This window comes from Kitasatospora xanthocidica, from assembly GCF_014656195.1.
Taxonomy (GTDB): Bacteria; Actinomycetota; Actinomycetes; order Streptomycetales; family Streptomycetaceae; genus Kitasatospora; species Kitasatospora xanthocidica.
Genome location: NZ_BNBY01000005.1, coordinates 401,830 through 417,507, shown reverse-complemented (window position 1 = coordinate 417,507; position 15,678 = coordinate 401,830). Strand labels below are relative to the sequence as shown.

The following is a 15,678-nucleotide window of genomic DNA, read 5'->3' as shown; positions in this document are numbered from 1 at the left end:
TGCCGCCACGCGGGATGGGCTTCGCGTGGACGAGCAGGTCGGCGTACGCGCTCACCTTTGTGGGGCTCCGAATGCGCGGTGCGTTGCGCAGAACTCTCTGCCATGCGACTTGGCTTACGCCAGACCTGACAACCGACAGATGCCCAACTGTGATCTGCTGGCATGCACGTCGCCGATCTGCGGCATATCCCTCTTCACACGCCTGTAACAAGCATGTCAAGATGCGCTGATACCGGAATCGGAAATTCGTCCGGAAAGCATCGAAGCCGACGTGACGGGTGGTCAAGTCGGCTTCGCGGCGGTATTCCCGGCCGGGCGGTTCGGCGATCAGCGCCCGGGGTAGCCCGGCCACGGCTGCTGGGGCTGCTGCTGCCAGCCCGGCGCGGGCGGCTGGGTCCCGTAGCCGTACCCCGGCATCGGCTGCCCGGGCATCGACTGCCCCGGGTACGCCGGCGGCGGCACCGGCGGGTACGGACCGGTCGCCGGACGTCCGGCCTCCCGGTCGAAGAACGGCCGCGCGTTGGCGCGCATCCACAGCGCCACCGGGTCGTACTCGTCCGACATCGCCACCGTGGACACCGCCAGCCCCTCCGGGGCCACCGCGATCGCCCGCTGCATCAGCGCGCGCACCGCCTCCACCGCCGGCGGAGAGCTCTCGTACAGGTCCAGGCCGATCGCCAGGTACGGCTCCCCCACCGCCGGCTGCACCCAGGCCCGGCGCAGCGCCCGGACCGCGCGCACCTCGCCGGCCTGGCGCTCCAGCAGCGCGAAGAACTGCTGGGCGTTGAGCTGCGGCTCGCTCAGCTTCAGCGGCCCGGCCGGCAGCCGGTCCAGGCCCGCCGCGATCCGCCGCAGGTCCGCCCAGGGCACGCCGACGCCGCCGCCGGGCGCGTGCGGGTTGAGCCACAGGCCCCAGCGGGTGCGGTACAGCGAAGCGGCGATCTCCCGGCCCGAGATGACCTCGTGCGCCCGCGCCCAGCCGGAGGAGGCCAGCTGCTCGGGCGAGGTGACGGCCGGCGCGTAGCCGTGGCCGCTGATCTCCATGTTCCCGTACTGGGCGTCCGGGCTGCCCGGTGTACCGTGCCAGAGCAGCATCCAGACCCGGCCGTCCGCCAGCGCGTGCAGCAGCCGCTCGTACGCGTCCCAGCGCTCCGGCGCGACCTCGCGCAGGACCTGCTCCAACGCGCCCGGATCCGTGCCCGGGCGCCCGGCAGGTGCCTGGCCCCAGGGCCCCGGCACCCCTCCCGCTCCCGTTCCCGCACTCATGCGCCCACCTCGCCGCGCCTCTTTCCTCGAACCCGCCGGCCCGTCGGCCGTCTGCACGCACCCTATGGCGCGGCACCGGCCACCGCCACGGCGACGTGCCTACGAACGAACCCCGCTCACGCCCGCGTGTAGAAAGGCATGACCCGGGTGAGCAGCCACTCGACCACCGGGTCCTCGGCGAGGTCGAGCAGTACGAGGTGGACGCCGCCCGGCAGCGGCGCGGTTCCCAGCGCCCGGCCGAGCGCGTCGTTCACCGCGGCCGGGTCGGCCGGGGCCGCCGGATCCAGCTGGACGCCCACGAACATCACCGTCGGCTCGCCCTCGATGCTGGCCAGCGCCCTGCGGGCGGTCAGCACCCCGGGCAGGGCGTGGAGTTCGGCCCGGCAGGCGGCCAGGAAGTGCTCCGGGTCCTCGCCCGGCACCGGCTCCCGCAGCGCGACCCGGCCGCCGGTCGGCGCCGCCGGGTCCTCGACGCCCTCCAGGCGCTCCTCGCGCGGACCGCGGCGCAGCTCGGCCACGCCCTGCGGCGGCACCGGGATGCCCACCGCCGCCTCCGGGTTCACCGCGATGCCCACGCCCAGCGGCAGCCCGCGGGCGAACTCCCAGACCGGCGCGATCGCGAAGGCCATCCCCGGCGCCTGCTGCAGGAACACCTCCTGCGAGGAGAACACCGGCACGTACGGGTCGCCGGCCAGCTCGATGACCGGCAGGTCCAGCGACTGCCCCTGCGGGTCGGCCCCGGCGGGCAGCGGCACCCACACCTGGCTGCGGGCCAGCACCTCGATCACCCGCGGCGTCGCGCCCGGGTCGCCCAGGGCGGCGGTCAGCACCTGCTCCAGCTCGTTGGCCGGCCAGGAGCCGCCCGCCGGTGCCGACTCCGGACCGCCCCATCCCTGCTGCTGCTCCACCGGGTACCCCATGCGCCGCCGATCCGCCCTCTGCCGGTCGGCCGCCCTCTGCGCCGACGCGCAGCAGTCTAGGGGTTCGGCACCGTCTCCCCAGGGCTGATGTTCGGTACCCGTGCGGTAGGACCGGGCCGCCTCCGCCGTACGACCGGGCCGCCTCCGCCGTGTGACCGGGTCCCCTCTCCCTTCCTCGCCCGGGACGTGCCATGATGTGCGCGTCCGACGGCATGCGCCGCGGGCCCCACAACTCCATACCGGCCGCTCGAACCCGCGCGGGAGAGCCCGGAGTGCCGCGTTCGCGGCACAGCCGGCGCCGAAGGAGCAAGTCCTCCCCGGAATCTCTCAGGCCCCCCTACCGCACGGGTTAGGCACATCTGGAAAGCGGCGCACGGCCCTGTCGCGCGCCCACCCACGGTGCAAGCCGCCATGCTGTCCCCCAAGCTGGAAACAGCTGCGGGCCGGCGGGCGGTGAAGCTCTCAGGTTCGACGACAGATGGGGAGACCCACGCCGCCGCATGCCCGCGCGCAGGGTCGGTCCCCGAGCGGGTCCGGTCCGGTGCGTGCACCCCTGAGTGCCCCGACCGAGGAGTTCCTGGCCATGTCGTCCCTCCGCCTGACCGCGCTCGACGCGCTGCACCGCGCCCTCGGCGCGACCATGACCGACTTCGCCGGCTGGGACATGCCGCTGCGTTACGGCAGCGAGCGCGAGGAGCACCTCGCCGTCCGCACCAAGGCCGGTCTGTTCGACCTCTCCCACATGGGCGAGATCACCGTCACCGGCCCGCAGGCCGGCGAGATGCTGGACCACGCGCTGGTCGGCTTCGTCTCCGCGCTGGGTGTGCTGCGCGCCCGCTACACCATGATCTGCGCCGAGGACGGCGGCATCCTGGACGACCTGATCGTCTACCGCCTGCGCGAGGACGCCTTCCTGGTCGTCGCCAACGCCTCCAACGCCCAGCTGGTCCTCGACGAGCTGATCGCCCGTGCCAAGGGCTTCGACGCCGTCGTCACCGACGACCGCGACACCTACGCGCTGATCGCCGTCCAGGGCCCGGAGTCCACCGCGATCCTGGCCGACACCACCGACGCCGACCTGCCCGGCCTCAAGTACTACGCGGTCCTCCCGGCCCAGGTGGCCGGCCGCGAGGTGCTGCTGGCCCGCACCGGCTACACGGGCGAGGACGGCTTCGAGATCTTCTGCCGCCCGGCCGACGCCGAGCCGATCTGGCAGGCCCTGACGGCCGCCGGCGAGGGCCGCGGCCTGATCCCGTGCGGCCTGTCCTGCCGCGACACGCTGCGCCTGGAGGCGGGCATGCCGCTGTACGGGCACGAGCTGTCCACCGACCTCACCCCGTTCGACGCGGGCCTGGGCCGGGTCGTCCGCTTCGACAAGACCACCAACGAGGGCGCCTTCGTCGGCCGCAAGGCGCTGGAGCAGGCCGCCGCCGCGGCCGAGACCAACCCTCCGAAGGTGCTGGTCGGCCTGGTCTCCGAGGGCAAGCGGGTGCCGCGCGCCGAGTACACCGTGGTCTCCGCGGACGGCGCCCCGATCGGCCGGATCACCTCCGGCGCGCCGTCCCCGACGCTGGGGCAGCCGATCGCGATGGCGTACGTCGACGCGGCCCACGCCGCCCCCGGCACCACCGTCGCGGTGGACGTGCGCGGCAAGCACGAGCCGGTCACGGTCGTGGCGCTGCCCTTCTACAAGCGCGCCCGCTGACACCGCCCCGCTGACGCCCGCGAACGCCCGCTTTCCCGTACCCGCACGTCGAAGCCGTCCACGTGGCGGCCCGCTTCGCCGTACCCGCTTCCCATCCTGGAGAATGACGCCATGAGCAACCCCCAGCACCTGCAGTACACCAAGGAGCACGAGTGGCTGACCGCCGCCGACGCGGACGGTGTCTCCACGATCGGCGTCACCAAGCACGCCGCCGACGCGCTCGGTGACATCGTCTACGTGCAGCTGCCGGCCGTCGGCGACACCGTGACCGCGGGCGAGACCTGCGGCGAGCTGGAGTCCACCAAGTCGGTCAGCGACCTGTACTCCCCGGTGACCGGCGAGGTCACCGAGGTCAACCAGGACGTCCTGGACGACAACGGCCTGGTCAACAGCGCCCCCTTCGAGGGCGGCTGGCTGTTCAAGGTCCGCGTGGAGTCCACCGACGAGCTGCTCAGCGCCGACGAGTACGACGCGCTCACCCACAGCAGCTGATCCGCTCGTGACCGGGCGGGCCGCGCGCGCGTCGGCCCGCCCCACCGTGGCCCCCCTTTCCTCCTCCACCGGGAAGAACACACCATGACGGTTCTCAACCAGTCCCTGCACGCCCTCGACCCGGAGATCGCCGCCGCGGTCGACGCCGAGCTGCACCGCCAGCAGACCACGCTGGAGATGATCGCCTCCGAGAACTTCGCCCCGGTGGCGGTCATGGAGGCCCAGGGCTCGGTGCTCACCAACAAGTACGCGGAGGGCTACCCCGGCCGCCGCTACTACGGTGGCTGCGAGCACGTCGACGTGGTCGAGCAGATCGCGATCGACCGCGTGAAGGCCCTGTTCGGCGCCGAGCACGCCAACGTCCAGCCGCACTCGGGCGCGCAGGCCAACGCCGCCGCGATGTTCGCGCTGATCCAGCCGGGCGACACCATCCTGGGCCTGAGCCTGGCCCACGGCGGTCACCTGACCCACGGCATGAAGATCAACTTCTCCGGCAAGCTCTACAACGTGGCCGCGTACCACGTCGACGACAAGACCGGCCAGGTCGACATGGCCGAGGTCGAGCGCCTCGCCAAGGAGCACCAGCCGAAGCTGATCATCGCCGGCTGGTCCGCCTACCCGCGCCAGCTGGACTTCGCCGAGTTCCGCCGGATCGCCGACGAGGTCGGCGCGCTGCTCATGGTGGACATGGCGCACTTCGCCGGCCTGGTGGCCGCCGGGCTGCACCCCAACCCGGTGCCCTTCGCGGACGTGGTCACCACCACCACCCACAAGACCCTGGGCGGCCCGCGCGGCGGCGTCATCCTGTCCAAGGCCGAGTGGGCCAAGAAGATCAACTCCGCGGTCTTCCCCGGCCAGCAGGGCGGCCCGCTGGAGCACGTGATCGCCGGCAAGGCGGTCGCCTTCAAGGTCGCGGCGTCGGAGGAGTTCAAGGAGCGCCAGGAGCGCACCCTGGAGGGCGCGCGCATCCTCGCCGACCGCCTGCTGCAGGCCGACGTCGCCGAGGCCGGCGCGTCCGTCCTGTCCGGCGGCACCGACGTCCACCTGGTCCTGGTCGACCTGCGCAACAGCCAGCTCGACGGCCAGCAGGCCGAGGACCGTCTGCACGAGGTCGGCATCACCGTCAACCGCAACGCCATCCCGAACGACCCGCGCCCGCCGATGGTCACCTCGGGCCTGCGCATCGGCACCCCGGCCCTGGCCACCCGCGGCTTCCGGGCCGAGGACTTCCGCGAGGTCGCCGACATCATCGCCGAGGCGCTCAAGCCCGCCTTCGACGAGACCGTCGCCACCGCGCTGAAGGCCCGCGTCACCGCCCTCGCCGAGAAGTACCCGCTGTACCCGAACCTGGCCAACCAGGACTGATCAACGGTGAGCGGGTGACCCCCGGTGACCGGCCGGCCGGCATGTGACCGGCCGGTAAGTGACCGGGCTCACCCCTCCTCCGGACAGGGCACCCCGGGGCACCCCGCACACTTGACAGTGCAGGGTGCCCCGTCCTGTGCCCGCCCCCTGCCAGCAAGTCCTTCCACGAGACCAGACAAGGACGTCCTCCGTGGCCATCAGCGTCTTCGACCTCTTCTCCATCGGCATCGGCCCGTCGAGCTCCCACACCGTGGGCCCGATGCGCGCCGCCCGGATGTTCGCCCGCCGACTGCGGACCGAAGGCCTGCTGACCCAGGTGACCGGCGTGCGCGCCGAGCTGTACGGCTCGCTGGGCGCCACCGGCCACGGCCACGGCACGCCGAAGGCCGTCCTGCTGGGCCTGGAGAACAACTCGCCCCGCACCGTCGACGTCGACCGGGCCGACCAGGACGTCGAGCGGATCACCGCCGAGAAGCGGATCAACCTGCTCGGCGAGCACGTCATCGACTTCGACCCGGATACCCAGCTGGTGCTGCACCGCCGCCGCTCGCTGCCGTACCACGCCAACGGGATGACCCTCTGGGCCTTCGCGGCGGACGGCTCCACGCTGCTGGAGAAGACCTACTACTCGGTCGGCGGCGGCTTCGTCGTCGACGAGGACGCGATCGGCGCGGACCGGGTCAAGCCGGACGACACCGTGCTGAAGTACCCCTTCCGCACCGGTGACGAGCTGCTGCGGCTCAGCCGGGAGACCGGGCTCTCCATCTCCGGCCTGATGCTGGAGAACGAGAAGGCCTGGCGCAGCGAGGAGGAGATCCGCACCGGACTGCTGGAGATCTGGTCCGTGATGCAGGAGTGCGTGCGGGCCGGCATGAGCCGCGAGGGCATCCTGCCGGGCGGTCTCAAGGTCCGCCGCCGGGCCGCCGCGGCCGCCCGCGCGCTGCGCGCCGAGGGCATCGGGCCGGCCAACGCGATGGAGTGGGTGACCCTCTACGCGATGGCGGTCAACGAGGAGAACGCCTCCGGCCGCCGGGTGGTCACCGCGCCGACCAACGGCGCGGCGGGGATCATCCCGGCCACCCTGCACTACTACCTGAACTTCATCCCGGGCGCCGACGACGACGGCATCGTCCGCTTCCTGCTCGCGGCCGGCGCCATCGGCATGCTGTTCAAGGAGAACGCCTCCATCTCCGGCGCCGAGGTCGGCTGCCAGGGCGAGGTCGGCTCCGCCTGCTCGATGGCCGCGGGCGGCCTCGCCGAGGTCCTCGGCGGCACCCCCGAGCAGGTCGAGAACGCCGCCGAGATCGGCATCGAGCACAACCTCGGCCTCACCTGCGACCCGGTCGGCGGCCTGGTCCAGATCCCCTGCATCGAGCGCAACGGCATGGCGTCGGTCAAGGCCGTCACCGCGGCCCGGATGGCGCTGCGCGGCGACGGCCGGCACCACGTCTCGCTGGACAAGGCGATCAAGACGATGAAGGAGACCGGGGCCGACATGAAGATCAAGTACAAGGAGACCTCCCGCGGCGGCCTCGCCGTGAACGTCATCGAGTGCTGACCCCGCGCTGACGGCGCACGATCGGGCACCGGTCGTGCGCCGGTCCGGTGCGCCCGGGCCCCCGGGCGGAGCTCCCCTCCGCCCGGGGGCCTTCGCCATGTCGCTGCGCATTTTTACTGGCCGACGACCCGTCAGGAGGTCCATAATCTCGGCCAGTTGGTTCACGCCAGAGGGGGAGGCGGATGACCATCCGGACCGGGCCGGTGCGGCCCGACGAGCCACCCGTACCACCCGAGGGACCGCCTGCACCGCCCGAGGGACCGCCTGCGGTGCCGTCACCACCGCCGCCACCGCCACCGACCTCGCCGTACGCGACGTCCGAGGCGACCCGGCTGCTCTGCGCCGGGGTCTACCTCGACCCGGACTACCGGCGCCGCGTCATCACCGAACTGGTCGACCACGACGAGCGCTCTGTCCCGCCGTCGCTGGGCTTCGACCTCGTCACCGTCCTCGCGCACGCCCTCCGGGCCCGGACGATGGAGGTCCGCACCGGCCTGCTCCTCGCCGTGATCTGGATCGGCTTCCTCGTCACCGAGTACTGGCCGCTGATCCAGAACCCGCCGGACGGCGACTACTGGCGGAACTACGGCGAGGATCTGGCCGGCGGGTACTACAGCGGCGGCTCGTACGGCCGGGCGTCGGTGGCCGACACGGTGTTCGGCAACCTCTCCCACTTCCTGACGCCGTTCGCGGCGAACTTCGCCTTCCTGTACGCGCTGGTCAGCCTGCTGTCCTGGTACGCCAAGCCCGCCGAGGTCCGGGAGCACGCGCTGTACGCCCCGGCCACGCCCCCGCCCGCGCGGCCCAAGCCGGGCGAAGGCTCCCAGGAATCCGGCGTCCGCCGCGCCACCGGCGGGCTCCTCGCCACGGTCGCCGTGATCCTCCAAGTCCTCTACTGGGCCCTGGCGCTGCTCACCCTGAAGGACTCGGACGGGACGGGCGTGCTGTTCCCGCTGGCGCTCGCCGCGACGGTGGGCGGACACCGGCTGCTGGTCGCCCAGACCGTCCGCCGGGAGCTGACCCGCGAGGCGTTCCGGAGCCAGCCGGTCCGTCCACTCCCGGCCCGGGCGCGCTACCAGGCGCTGCATCGGGCCATCGCCGAGGAGCAGTACTCGCAGCTCGTGGTCTACGACCCGGCCGACCCCTTCCTCGGCTTCGGATTCCCGTTCAGCGTCTGGTCGTTCACCCTGGAGCTGAAGCCGCGCAAGACCGGCCCGGTGGCCCCCTCGGGCACCCTCACCGCCCGGACCGTCCTCGACCTGGTCGTCCCGCGCCTGGCCGCCCTGCGGCAGGCCGCCGCCGAGACCAGCCTGGACCGGCTGAAGGACCTGGAGATCGAGCACATCGTCTTCCTCCCGTACGGTCCGGCGCGCGCCGAGGTGGTGCGCACGCCCGAGGAGATCGGCCGGCACCTCGCCGAGGCGGTGGACGAGGGCGGCGAGCGGCGCCGGCACTTCCTGCGGGTCCGGGTCGGCGCCTGGGACGAACAGCTGGTGCTGACCGTCCAGTTGCGGGTGCACACCCAGGGGAACCTGCTGATGGTCGAGGTCGTCCCGTACGTGCTCGGACCGGTCCGCCGCGACTACGAGCTGCTCGCGGACGCGGTGGCCCAACAGGGCGCCCGGCCGGGACGTCGCGCACCGGCGATGTCCGCGTTCACCGCCGGGCCCGCCGCGCTCCGCTCACTGCTGCACCCGGGCGGCGGCCGGGTGCAGACCGTCACGGCCGAGGACGACCTGATGCCGGTGGCCGCCCGGCCCGTCCTCTCGCTGCGCGAGGCCGCCACCTCGGCGAGCGTCTCGATCTTCCAGGAGCTCGACGTCTCGCGGTACCTGAAGTCGATCGAGGAGCGGATCATCGAGGGCGTGCGGACCGCACTGGAACGGACGGGGTACGAGACCGACCGCTTCGAGCAGACCGTGGTCCAGGTGATGCAGGGCGGGATCCACATCGGCTCGATGAGCGGCGGCGCCGTCGCCACCAACGGGGGCACCGCGCAGTCGGGCACCCCGGCACCGCCGCCGTCCGGCGGCAAGTCGTCCTAAGTGCCTTGTCGGACAAGGAGTCGGAACTTTCGCATGAGCGAGGAGCAGAACGTGCGGCACGACGAGGAGAACACGCCCCCGGCCCCGGCGAGCGGCGGGGTGTCGATCGGCGCGATGACCGGCGGGGCCGTCGCCGCGGGCCCCGGCGCCCGCGCCGAGGACCGCTCCCAGCGGGCCGGGACACCCGAGCCGCTGCCGGACCTGAGCGGCCTGACGGTGCCCGCCGCCGGGCCCGGCGGGGTGTCCATCGGCGCGATGACGGGTGGAGCGGTCGCCGCCGGGGAGGACGCGACGGCCGTCGACGCCTCGGTGCGCCTCACCGCCCCGGCCCGCGAACTGCTCGCGGCGTTGGGCGCGTTGCGCGGCCAGCTGCCGATGTTCACCCGGGCCGAGGGCAACGGCGTGGCCGAGGTGGAACAGGAGCTGGACGCCGTCGGCACCGCCCTCGAACAGACCGGCACCGCCCCGCGCACCCGGCTGGAACGGCTCCGCGACCTCCTGCGGAGCTCGGCCACGGTAGTCTCCGGACTCGCCTCGGCGCTGGCGGTCGTGCAGGCGATCGAACAGTTCCTGGGCAGCTGAACGGGGATCGGGAACAACGGGGGGACGGCCATGTCGGGTACGTACTGGGACAAGAACAGCCAGCAGTGGGTGAGCCGGCCACCGGCGGGCGGCATGCCCCCGCCCCCGCCGGTGGCTCCCCCGGTCACGCCACCCCGGCCGGCCGCCCCGCCCGTCCCCCCGCCCCCTCCGGTCGCACCGCCGCTGATCACGCCGCCGCCGATCGCGCCGGGCGCGCCTCGGCCGGAGGGCCCGCCGTCCACCGGGAAGCGCCGACGGATCCTGGTCGCCGCCCTCGCCGGGGCGCTCCTCGGCGTGCTCGCGGGCGGCGGCGGGTACCTGCTGACCCGGCACGAGGACGGGGGAAAGCCGACCGGCGCGGCCACCCTGACGGGCGGGCCGACGGTGTCGGCGTCCGGTTCCCCCACCTCGCCGTCCCCCTCGTCGTCCCCCTCGGCCTCGGGGTCGCCCACCCCGACGCCGACGCCCACACCGACCCCCACCGGGCCGCACTACAACCTGACCCAGGACCCAAACGGCTTCACCCTGCTCGTCCCGGACGGCTGGCAGCGGGACACGGAGAAGGGCTCCGTGTTCTACCGGTCCCCGGACCAACGCAGCCTGATCCAGGTGTTCGCGATGGGCAACAGGTCCCCGTTCGAGGAGGCCTCCGGCACCGATGCCGCCATGGCGAGCGCGCCGGACACCTACCCGGGCTACCGTCGCATCCGCCTGGAGCGGACCGCCGACGGCAGCGCCGAGCTGGAGTACGCCTACAACAACACCAAGACCGGAACCGTCCGACAAGCGGTCGATCACGTCCTCGTCGGCCCGAACGGCACCGCCTACGCCGTCATCGTGGCCGGTCCCGAGGGCGACTGGCCCACCCCGCTCCAGGCCCTCCGGGAGGCGGAGCTGACCGGCTTCTGCTTCACCGCCCAGTGCCCGGCGGCCACCGGCTGACCCCCGTCCAACCGCTGACCACCGTCCACCCCCGCCCCGCCCCGCCCCCGTCTGCCGGCACCGGCCCGCCCCTCGGCGGCTCAGGCCGCGAACGGGCGGGCCCGCCGGGCGTCGCGCAGCGCCTGCGCCCACCAGGCGAGCTGGTCGAGCATGGTCTTGGCGGCGGCGTCGGCGGCCGGGTCGAGGGCCTTGCCGTCGGCGTCGAAGCACTGGGCGGCGCCGTGGAAGCTGACGGTGTTGCGGATCGTCGCCGCGTTCAGCTCGGCCATCACCACCCGCAGCTGCTCGACGGCCCGGAGGCCGCCGGAGAGGCCGCCGTAGGAGACGAAGGCGACCGGCTTGCCGTGCCACTGCCGGTTGTGCCAGTCGATGGCGTTCTTCAGCGGGGCCGGGAAGCTGTGGTTGTACTCGGGCGTGACGAACACGAAGGCGTCGGCGGCCTCCAGCCGGGGCGACACGGCGGCCAGCAGCGCGGCTTCGTCCGGCGGCAGTTCGCCACCGAAGGACGGGAAGGTGGTCGGCAGCGGGGTCGCCACCAGGTCGATCGGGTCGGCGGTCATGTCACCGCGGGCGTCGAGGTGGCCGAGCAGCCAGTCGGCGACGACCGGGCCGAAGCGGCCGTCGCGGGTGCTGCCGACGACGACGGCGACCTTCAGGTTCTGGTCCGTGGACATGGGGGTCCCCCTCCGGGATGTGATGGACGGCGCTGATGTGTACGGCGTATCTCTCGGATACAACGTACACATCGACGCGTACGCCGTCCACTGGCGATACGACGTACGCTCCAGATACGGCGTACACGCCGCAGTGGTACGGTGAGGAACACTCCAGTCGGAAGGAGCCCGCCCCCATGCCCGCTCAGCAGGCCCCCGCCGGGGACACCCCCGCGACCGGCGACGACAAGGCCCAGGTCTCGCTCTGGGAGCGCCTCGCCCGCCCCGCCCCCGCGCCGCGCACCACCCTGACCCCGCAGCGGATCGCCGAGGCCGCGGTCGCCATCGCCGACAGCGAGGGCCTGGACGCCGTCACCATGCGCCGCCTGGCCGGCGCGCTCGGCGTCGCCCCGATGGCCGCCTACCGGTACGTCTCCGGCAAGGACGAACTCATCGAGCTGATGGTCGACTTCGCGTACGGCCGGCTGCCGCTGGACGAACCGGCCGAGGGCTGGCGGGACGCCATGCGCTCGCTGGCCGTCCACCTGCGGGCGATGACCCTGGCCCACCCGTGGACGGTCCTGGCGGCCACCCCGTTCTCCCTCAGCCCCAACCAACTCGCCGTCCCCGAGCGGGCGTTCGCCGTCCTCGCCGAGCACGGGCTGGACGCCGACACCACCATGGCGGTCTTCCGCACCGTCACCGGCTACGTGCACGGGTCGGTCGCCGCCGAGGTGACCCTGGAGAACCTCCGGCGCGAGCGCGGCTGGTCCGACGGGGACGAGACCAGGGCCGGCCTCGCCCCCCGGATGAGCTGGCTGATGGGCACCGGCCGCTACCCGAGCTACCAGCGCTACCTGGACGAGGCCACCCGCAAGGACGACCCCGACTGGCAGTTCGAGACCGGCCTGGACTGCGTCCTCGACGGCATCGCCGCCCACTTCGGCATCTGAGCCGCACCTAGCGCAGGAAGTCGGCCGGTCCGACTTCCTGCGCGGCCATGGCTCTACCGCCGAGCAGGCAGGGCGAGGAAGGCCAGCCCGCCCGCCAGCACCGCGAGCCCGCACCAGGAGACGGCGGGCAGCCGCTCCCCCAGCGCCGCGACACCCAGCACGGCGGCGACGGCCGGCTCGGCGAGGGTCAGCGTGGTGGCCGTCTGGGCCGAGGTGTGCCGCAGGCCGTGGCCGAACAGCCGGTACGCGAGGTAGGTAGTGACCACCGCGAGGTGCAGCGCCACGGCCGCCCCGCGCACCGAGGCCAGCCACGCCGGGTCACCGGCGAGCAGCACCGGCAGGACGATCAGCGCGGCCCCGCCGAACATCGTCCCCATCACCCCGCCCGAGGGGCGCCCGGCCGCGATCAGCCGGCCGCCGATCAGCGAGTACACGGCGTACGAGAGCCCCGAGAGCGCCGCCAGCAGCACCCCCAGCGGGTCCACCGCCGTACCGTGCCCGGCGAGTTCGGGGCCGAGCACCAGCACGGCGCAGCCGAGCACGGCCGCCGCAGTCGCCCCGGCCCACCGCCCGCTCGGCCGCCCCTGCCGGGCGAGCCACCCGAGCAGGCCGGTGAATACCGGCGCGCTGCCCAGGGCGATCACCGTCGCCACCGCGACGCCCGTACGGTGCACCGCCGGGTAGAAGGTCACCGGGTACCCGGCCACCGCGAGCGCACCGGCCGCGAGCAGCCACCGCTCGCGCGCCCCACAGCCCCGGGGCAGGGTGCGGGCGGTGCGGTCGGTGAGGAACAGCAGCAGTCCGCCGAGCACCAGCCCGGCCGCCCCGATCCCGGCCGCCGGGGCGCCGCCGGGCGCCAGCGAACTCGCCGTTCCGGTGGTGCCCCAGAGGACGGCGGCGGTCAGGATCGGCACCGCGCCGCCCCGCGAGCGGCGGCGGCGGACGGCAGGGGCGGTCGGGCGGGCAGGCGAGGACAAACGATTCGGCACAGTCGTGTACTTCCGTCGTCGAAGACCGTCAGAGGAGAGGTTCCGAGAACGGGCGCACGCCATCGGCCCACGGCGGCCTCACAACGGCCGAGCCGGGGCGAAGGGGATCAAGCCACCTGCGCGCGCCCGATCAGGCGCTGAGCGGCGGCAGCACGACGTGCCAGTACAGCTTCACGGGCCCGATGCTACCCGGGCCGGGCGGATCGCTGCGTGGGAAGTCGGCCGGGCCGACTTCCCACGCGGCCCTTCAGCCGGAGACACCGAGCGTGATCGCCCGGACGCCGGGCAGCTCCACTCCGAGGTGCAGTTCAGCGATGCCTCATCCGCCGCGAAGTCCTCGTCCGGCAGGAACCGCCGGAGAACGTCATTCAGCGCGGCACCGTTGCCCGAGGGGGCCGGACCGATCACCGCGATGCGCCGGCCACCTCGGGTGACGATGATCGTCTCACCGTGCCCCGCCGAGTCCAGCACGGCGGCGAAGCTTCTCGAAGCCTCTGTTGCGGTCATCAGCCTCATGGAATCAGATCATCTGAGGCGGGCCTCGCCGGCGAGGGGAGGTCGAGTTCGCACCAGGTGGTCTTGCCGATGTAGCCCTCGCCGCGCGGGTGGGCGCCCCAGGAGGTGGCGAGGGCGGCGACGAGTTCGAGGCCCCGGCCGGACTCGTCGTCGGGGGCGGCATGGCGGAGGGCCGGGAGCTCGGAGCTCGCATCGGAGACCTCGATGCGGAGCACGGAGCGGGTGGGGAGCAGGACGCGGACACCGATCAGCCGGTCGCGCGGGCCGCGGGCGTGACGGCAGGCGTTGGTGACGAGTTCGCTGAGCAGGATCAGGGCGGTCTCGGTGGACTCGACGGGCACGTCCCACTCGAAGGCCTGCCGCAGGAGCCGGATCCGCGCGCGGCCGGCGCTGCGGGGGAGGCAGGGGAACATCCACTCGACGGCATCGGCGGGCTGAGTGATCATCAGAGTCCTTCGCTCGTAAGGGCCGAGTTCGGCCATTTCACCCTTCAAGAGTCGGGAGCCGGACATACCCTCAGCAGTCACACCGTTGGTACAGCGTGAGACTTGACCGCTGGATGACCAGGGACGATGAGGGGGTTCGGGATGACCACGCCGAAGCAGAACCCGATGGCCTGGAAGTACTGCGGCGATCAGATCAAGCGGTGGCGTGAGCAAGCCGGAGTCACGCGCGAGCAGCTGTGCCAGGCGGCGAGCTACGACTACGAGAGCGTGCGGTCGATGGAGGCGGGGAGGCGGAAGCCGTCGTTCAAGTTGCTCACCGTCGCCGACGAGTTGTGCGACGCAAGGGGGATGCTGCTCGCGGCGACCGACTTCCTGAAGCCTGAGAAGTTCTCCTCATACTCGCGCGGCTACACGGAAGCCGAGCGCGAAGCGATCGCCTTTCATGCATACTCCGCCCTGCTCATCCCAGGCCTGCTCCAAACCGAGGAGTACGCCCGCGAGACGATCAGCAACTCCTACCCGCCACTGGACGACGAGACGGTCTCGGCAAGAGTCTCGGGTCGATTGCAGAGGCAGGAGCGACTGCGGAAATCGCCGACAGTGCTCCATGGCTTCGTGATCCACGAAGCCGCACTCCGGGCGACAGTCGGCGACACGGGTCTCATGAAGCGGCAGCTCAATCACCTGTTGGAAACTGGCGAGTTGCGCAACGTTTCGATTCAGGTCCTGCCACTCGGCCGTGCAGCCTATGCCGCTCTCAACGGCCCCATGATCTTGCTCGAAACCCCCGACCATGAACAGCTTGCCTACGTCGAAGGGCAACACACGGGGATCCTCTACTCAGACCCTGAGCGAGTGAACCTTCTGGCACAGCGCCATGGCATGATCCGCACGCAGGCCCTCAGCATTGAGGAGTCGAGAGTTTTCATCAGAAGGACGGCGGAGGAGCTATGAAGTGGTTCAAGTCCAGTTACAGCACCACTGACGGCGGCGAGTGCATCGAGGTGGCCTCCTGCGCCTCCGCCGTCCATGTCCGGGACTCCAAGGACAAGGCCGGCCCGACGCTCACCTTCTCGCCCTCCGCCTGGTCCGCCTTCATCTCCTTCGCGGCCGAAGCTCAAGCGGCAACGGTCGAGCAGCCCCTTAGTTGAACGGGTGGGTAACCACCTTCCAACCACCCTCGCACGCAGCAGATATGACTTATCGTCACGACTTCGCCACAGCCGGTTCCTCCGTGTAGCGTGCG

The 15,678-nt window shown here is 72.5% G+C and carries 16 protein-coding genes and 1 riboswitch; of the genes, 10 read left to right on the top strand and 6 right to left on the bottom strand.

What is annotated here, in order from left to right; translation table 11 throughout:
• Positions 1–327: 327 nt before the first annotated feature.
• Complete coding sequence (locus IE332_RS12185; protein WP_189915798.1) at positions 328–1,266, bottom strand: enhanced serine sensitivity protein SseB C-terminal domain-containing protein; 939 nt, start codon at positions 1,264–1,266, stop codon at positions 328–330.
• A gap of 116 nt (positions 1,267–1,382) precedes the next feature.
• Positions 1,383–2,186 (bottom strand): enhanced serine sensitivity protein SseB C-terminal domain-containing protein, encoded by an 804-nt coding sequence (locus tag IE332_RS12180; RefSeq protein WP_189915797.1) that lies wholly within the window; start codon positions 2,184–2,186, stop codon positions 1,383–1,385.
• Between the two features lie 248 nt (positions 2,187–2,434).
• A riboswitch (glycine riboswitch) is annotated at positions 2,435–2,539 on the top strand.
• Positions 2,540–2,769: 230 nt separating this feature from the next.
• On the opposite strand from IE332_RS12180, the gene gcvT reads away from it, so the two are divergent.
• From gcvT to IE332_RS12145, 7 genes are all read left to right on the top strand, one after another.
• The gene (gcvT, locus tag IE332_RS12175; protein ID WP_189915796.1) at positions 2,770–3,891 is read left to right on the top strand and encodes a glycine cleavage system aminomethyltransferase GcvT; all 1,122 of its coding nucleotides are present in this window, start codon (positions 2,770–2,772) and stop codon (positions 3,889–3,891) included.
• Positions 3,892–4,002: 111 nt separating this feature from the next.
• Positions 4,003–4,383, top strand: a complete 381-nt coding sequence (gene gcvH / locus IE332_RS12170; protein ID WP_189915795.1) for a glycine cleavage system protein GcvH — start codon at positions 4,003–4,005, stop codon at positions 4,381–4,383.
• 84 nt (positions 4,384–4,467) lie between these two features.
• A complete protein-coding gene (gene glyA / locus IE332_RS12165; RefSeq protein ID WP_189915794.1) occupies positions 4,468–5,748 on the top strand; it encodes a serine hydroxymethyltransferase in 1,281 nt (426 codons plus the stop codon).
• Positions 5,749–5,938: 190 nt separating this feature from the next.
• Positions 5,939–7,306, top strand: coding sequence for an L-serine ammonia-lyase (locus IE332_RS12160; RefSeq protein WP_189915793.1), 1,368 nt, complete (start codon positions 5,939–5,941; stop codon positions 7,304–7,306).
• A 269-nt stretch (positions 7,307–7,575) separates the two neighbouring features.
• A complete protein-coding gene (locus IE332_RS12155) occupies positions 7,576–9,351 on the top strand; it encodes an AbeC-like domain-containing protein (RefSeq protein WP_189915792.1) in 1,776 nt (591 codons plus the stop codon).
• Between the two features lie 33 nt (positions 9,352–9,384).
• The gene (locus IE332_RS12150) at positions 9,385–9,933 is read left to right on the top strand and encodes a hypothetical protein (RefSeq protein ID WP_189915791.1); all 549 of its coding nucleotides are present in this window, start codon (positions 9,385–9,387) and stop codon (positions 9,931–9,933) included.
• Positions 9,934–9,963: 30 nt separating this feature from the next.
• The gene (locus tag IE332_RS12145) at positions 9,964–10,875 is read left to right on the top strand and encodes a serine/threonine kinase C-terminal domain-containing protein (protein ID WP_189915790.1); all 912 of its coding nucleotides are present in this window, start codon (positions 9,964–9,966) and stop codon (positions 10,873–10,875) included.
• Positions 10,876–10,955: 80 nt separating this feature from the next.
• On the opposite strand, the gene IE332_RS12140 is transcribed toward IE332_RS12145, so the two are convergent.
• Complete coding sequence (locus IE332_RS12140; RefSeq protein WP_189915789.1) at positions 10,956–11,549, bottom strand: NADPH-dependent FMN reductase; 594 nt, start codon at positions 11,547–11,549, stop codon at positions 10,956–10,958.
• A gap of 176 nt (positions 11,550–11,725) precedes the next feature.
• Between IE332_RS12140 and IE332_RS12135 the strand changes: the two genes are divergently transcribed.
• Positions 11,726–12,481, top strand: coding sequence for a TetR/AcrR family transcriptional regulator (locus tag IE332_RS12135; RefSeq protein ID WP_189915788.1), 756 nt, complete (start codon positions 11,726–11,728; stop codon positions 12,479–12,481).
• A gap of 53 nt (positions 12,482–12,534) precedes the next feature.
• On the opposite strand, the gene IE332_RS12130 is transcribed toward IE332_RS12135, so the two are convergent.
• From IE332_RS12130 to IE332_RS12120, 3 genes are all read right to left on the bottom strand, one after another.
• Positions 12,535–13,395 (bottom strand): EamA family transporter, encoded by an 861-nt coding sequence (locus IE332_RS12130; protein ID WP_229928536.1) that lies wholly within the window; start codon positions 13,393–13,395, stop codon positions 12,535–12,537.
• A gap of 246 nt (positions 13,396–13,641) precedes the next feature.
• Entirely contained in the window at positions 13,642–13,977 is a 336-nt protein-coding gene (locus tag IE332_RS12125) for a type II toxin-antitoxin system Phd/YefM family antitoxin (RefSeq protein ID WP_229928535.1), read from the bottom strand.
• 5 nt (positions 13,978–13,982) lie between these two features.
• Positions 13,983–14,432: an ATP-binding protein gene (locus IE332_RS12120; RefSeq protein WP_229928534.1), complete on the bottom strand. Its 450-nt coding sequence runs from the start codon at positions 14,430–14,432 to the stop codon at positions 13,983–13,985.
• A gap of 141 nt (positions 14,433–14,573) precedes the next feature.
• Between IE332_RS12120 and IE332_RS12115 the strand changes: the two genes are divergently transcribed.
• On the top strand, positions 14,574–15,386 hold the full coding sequence (locus IE332_RS12115; protein ID WP_189915785.1) for a helix-turn-helix domain-containing protein: 813 nt from the start codon (positions 14,574–14,576) through the stop codon (positions 15,384–15,386).
• A complete protein-coding gene (locus IE332_RS12110) occupies positions 15,383–15,583 on the top strand; it encodes a DUF397 domain-containing protein (RefSeq protein WP_189915784.1) in 201 nt (66 codons plus the stop codon). Before IE332_RS12115 ends, IE332_RS12110 begins: the two co-directional genes overlap by 4 nt.
• Positions 15,584–15,678: the final 95 nt, after the last annotated feature.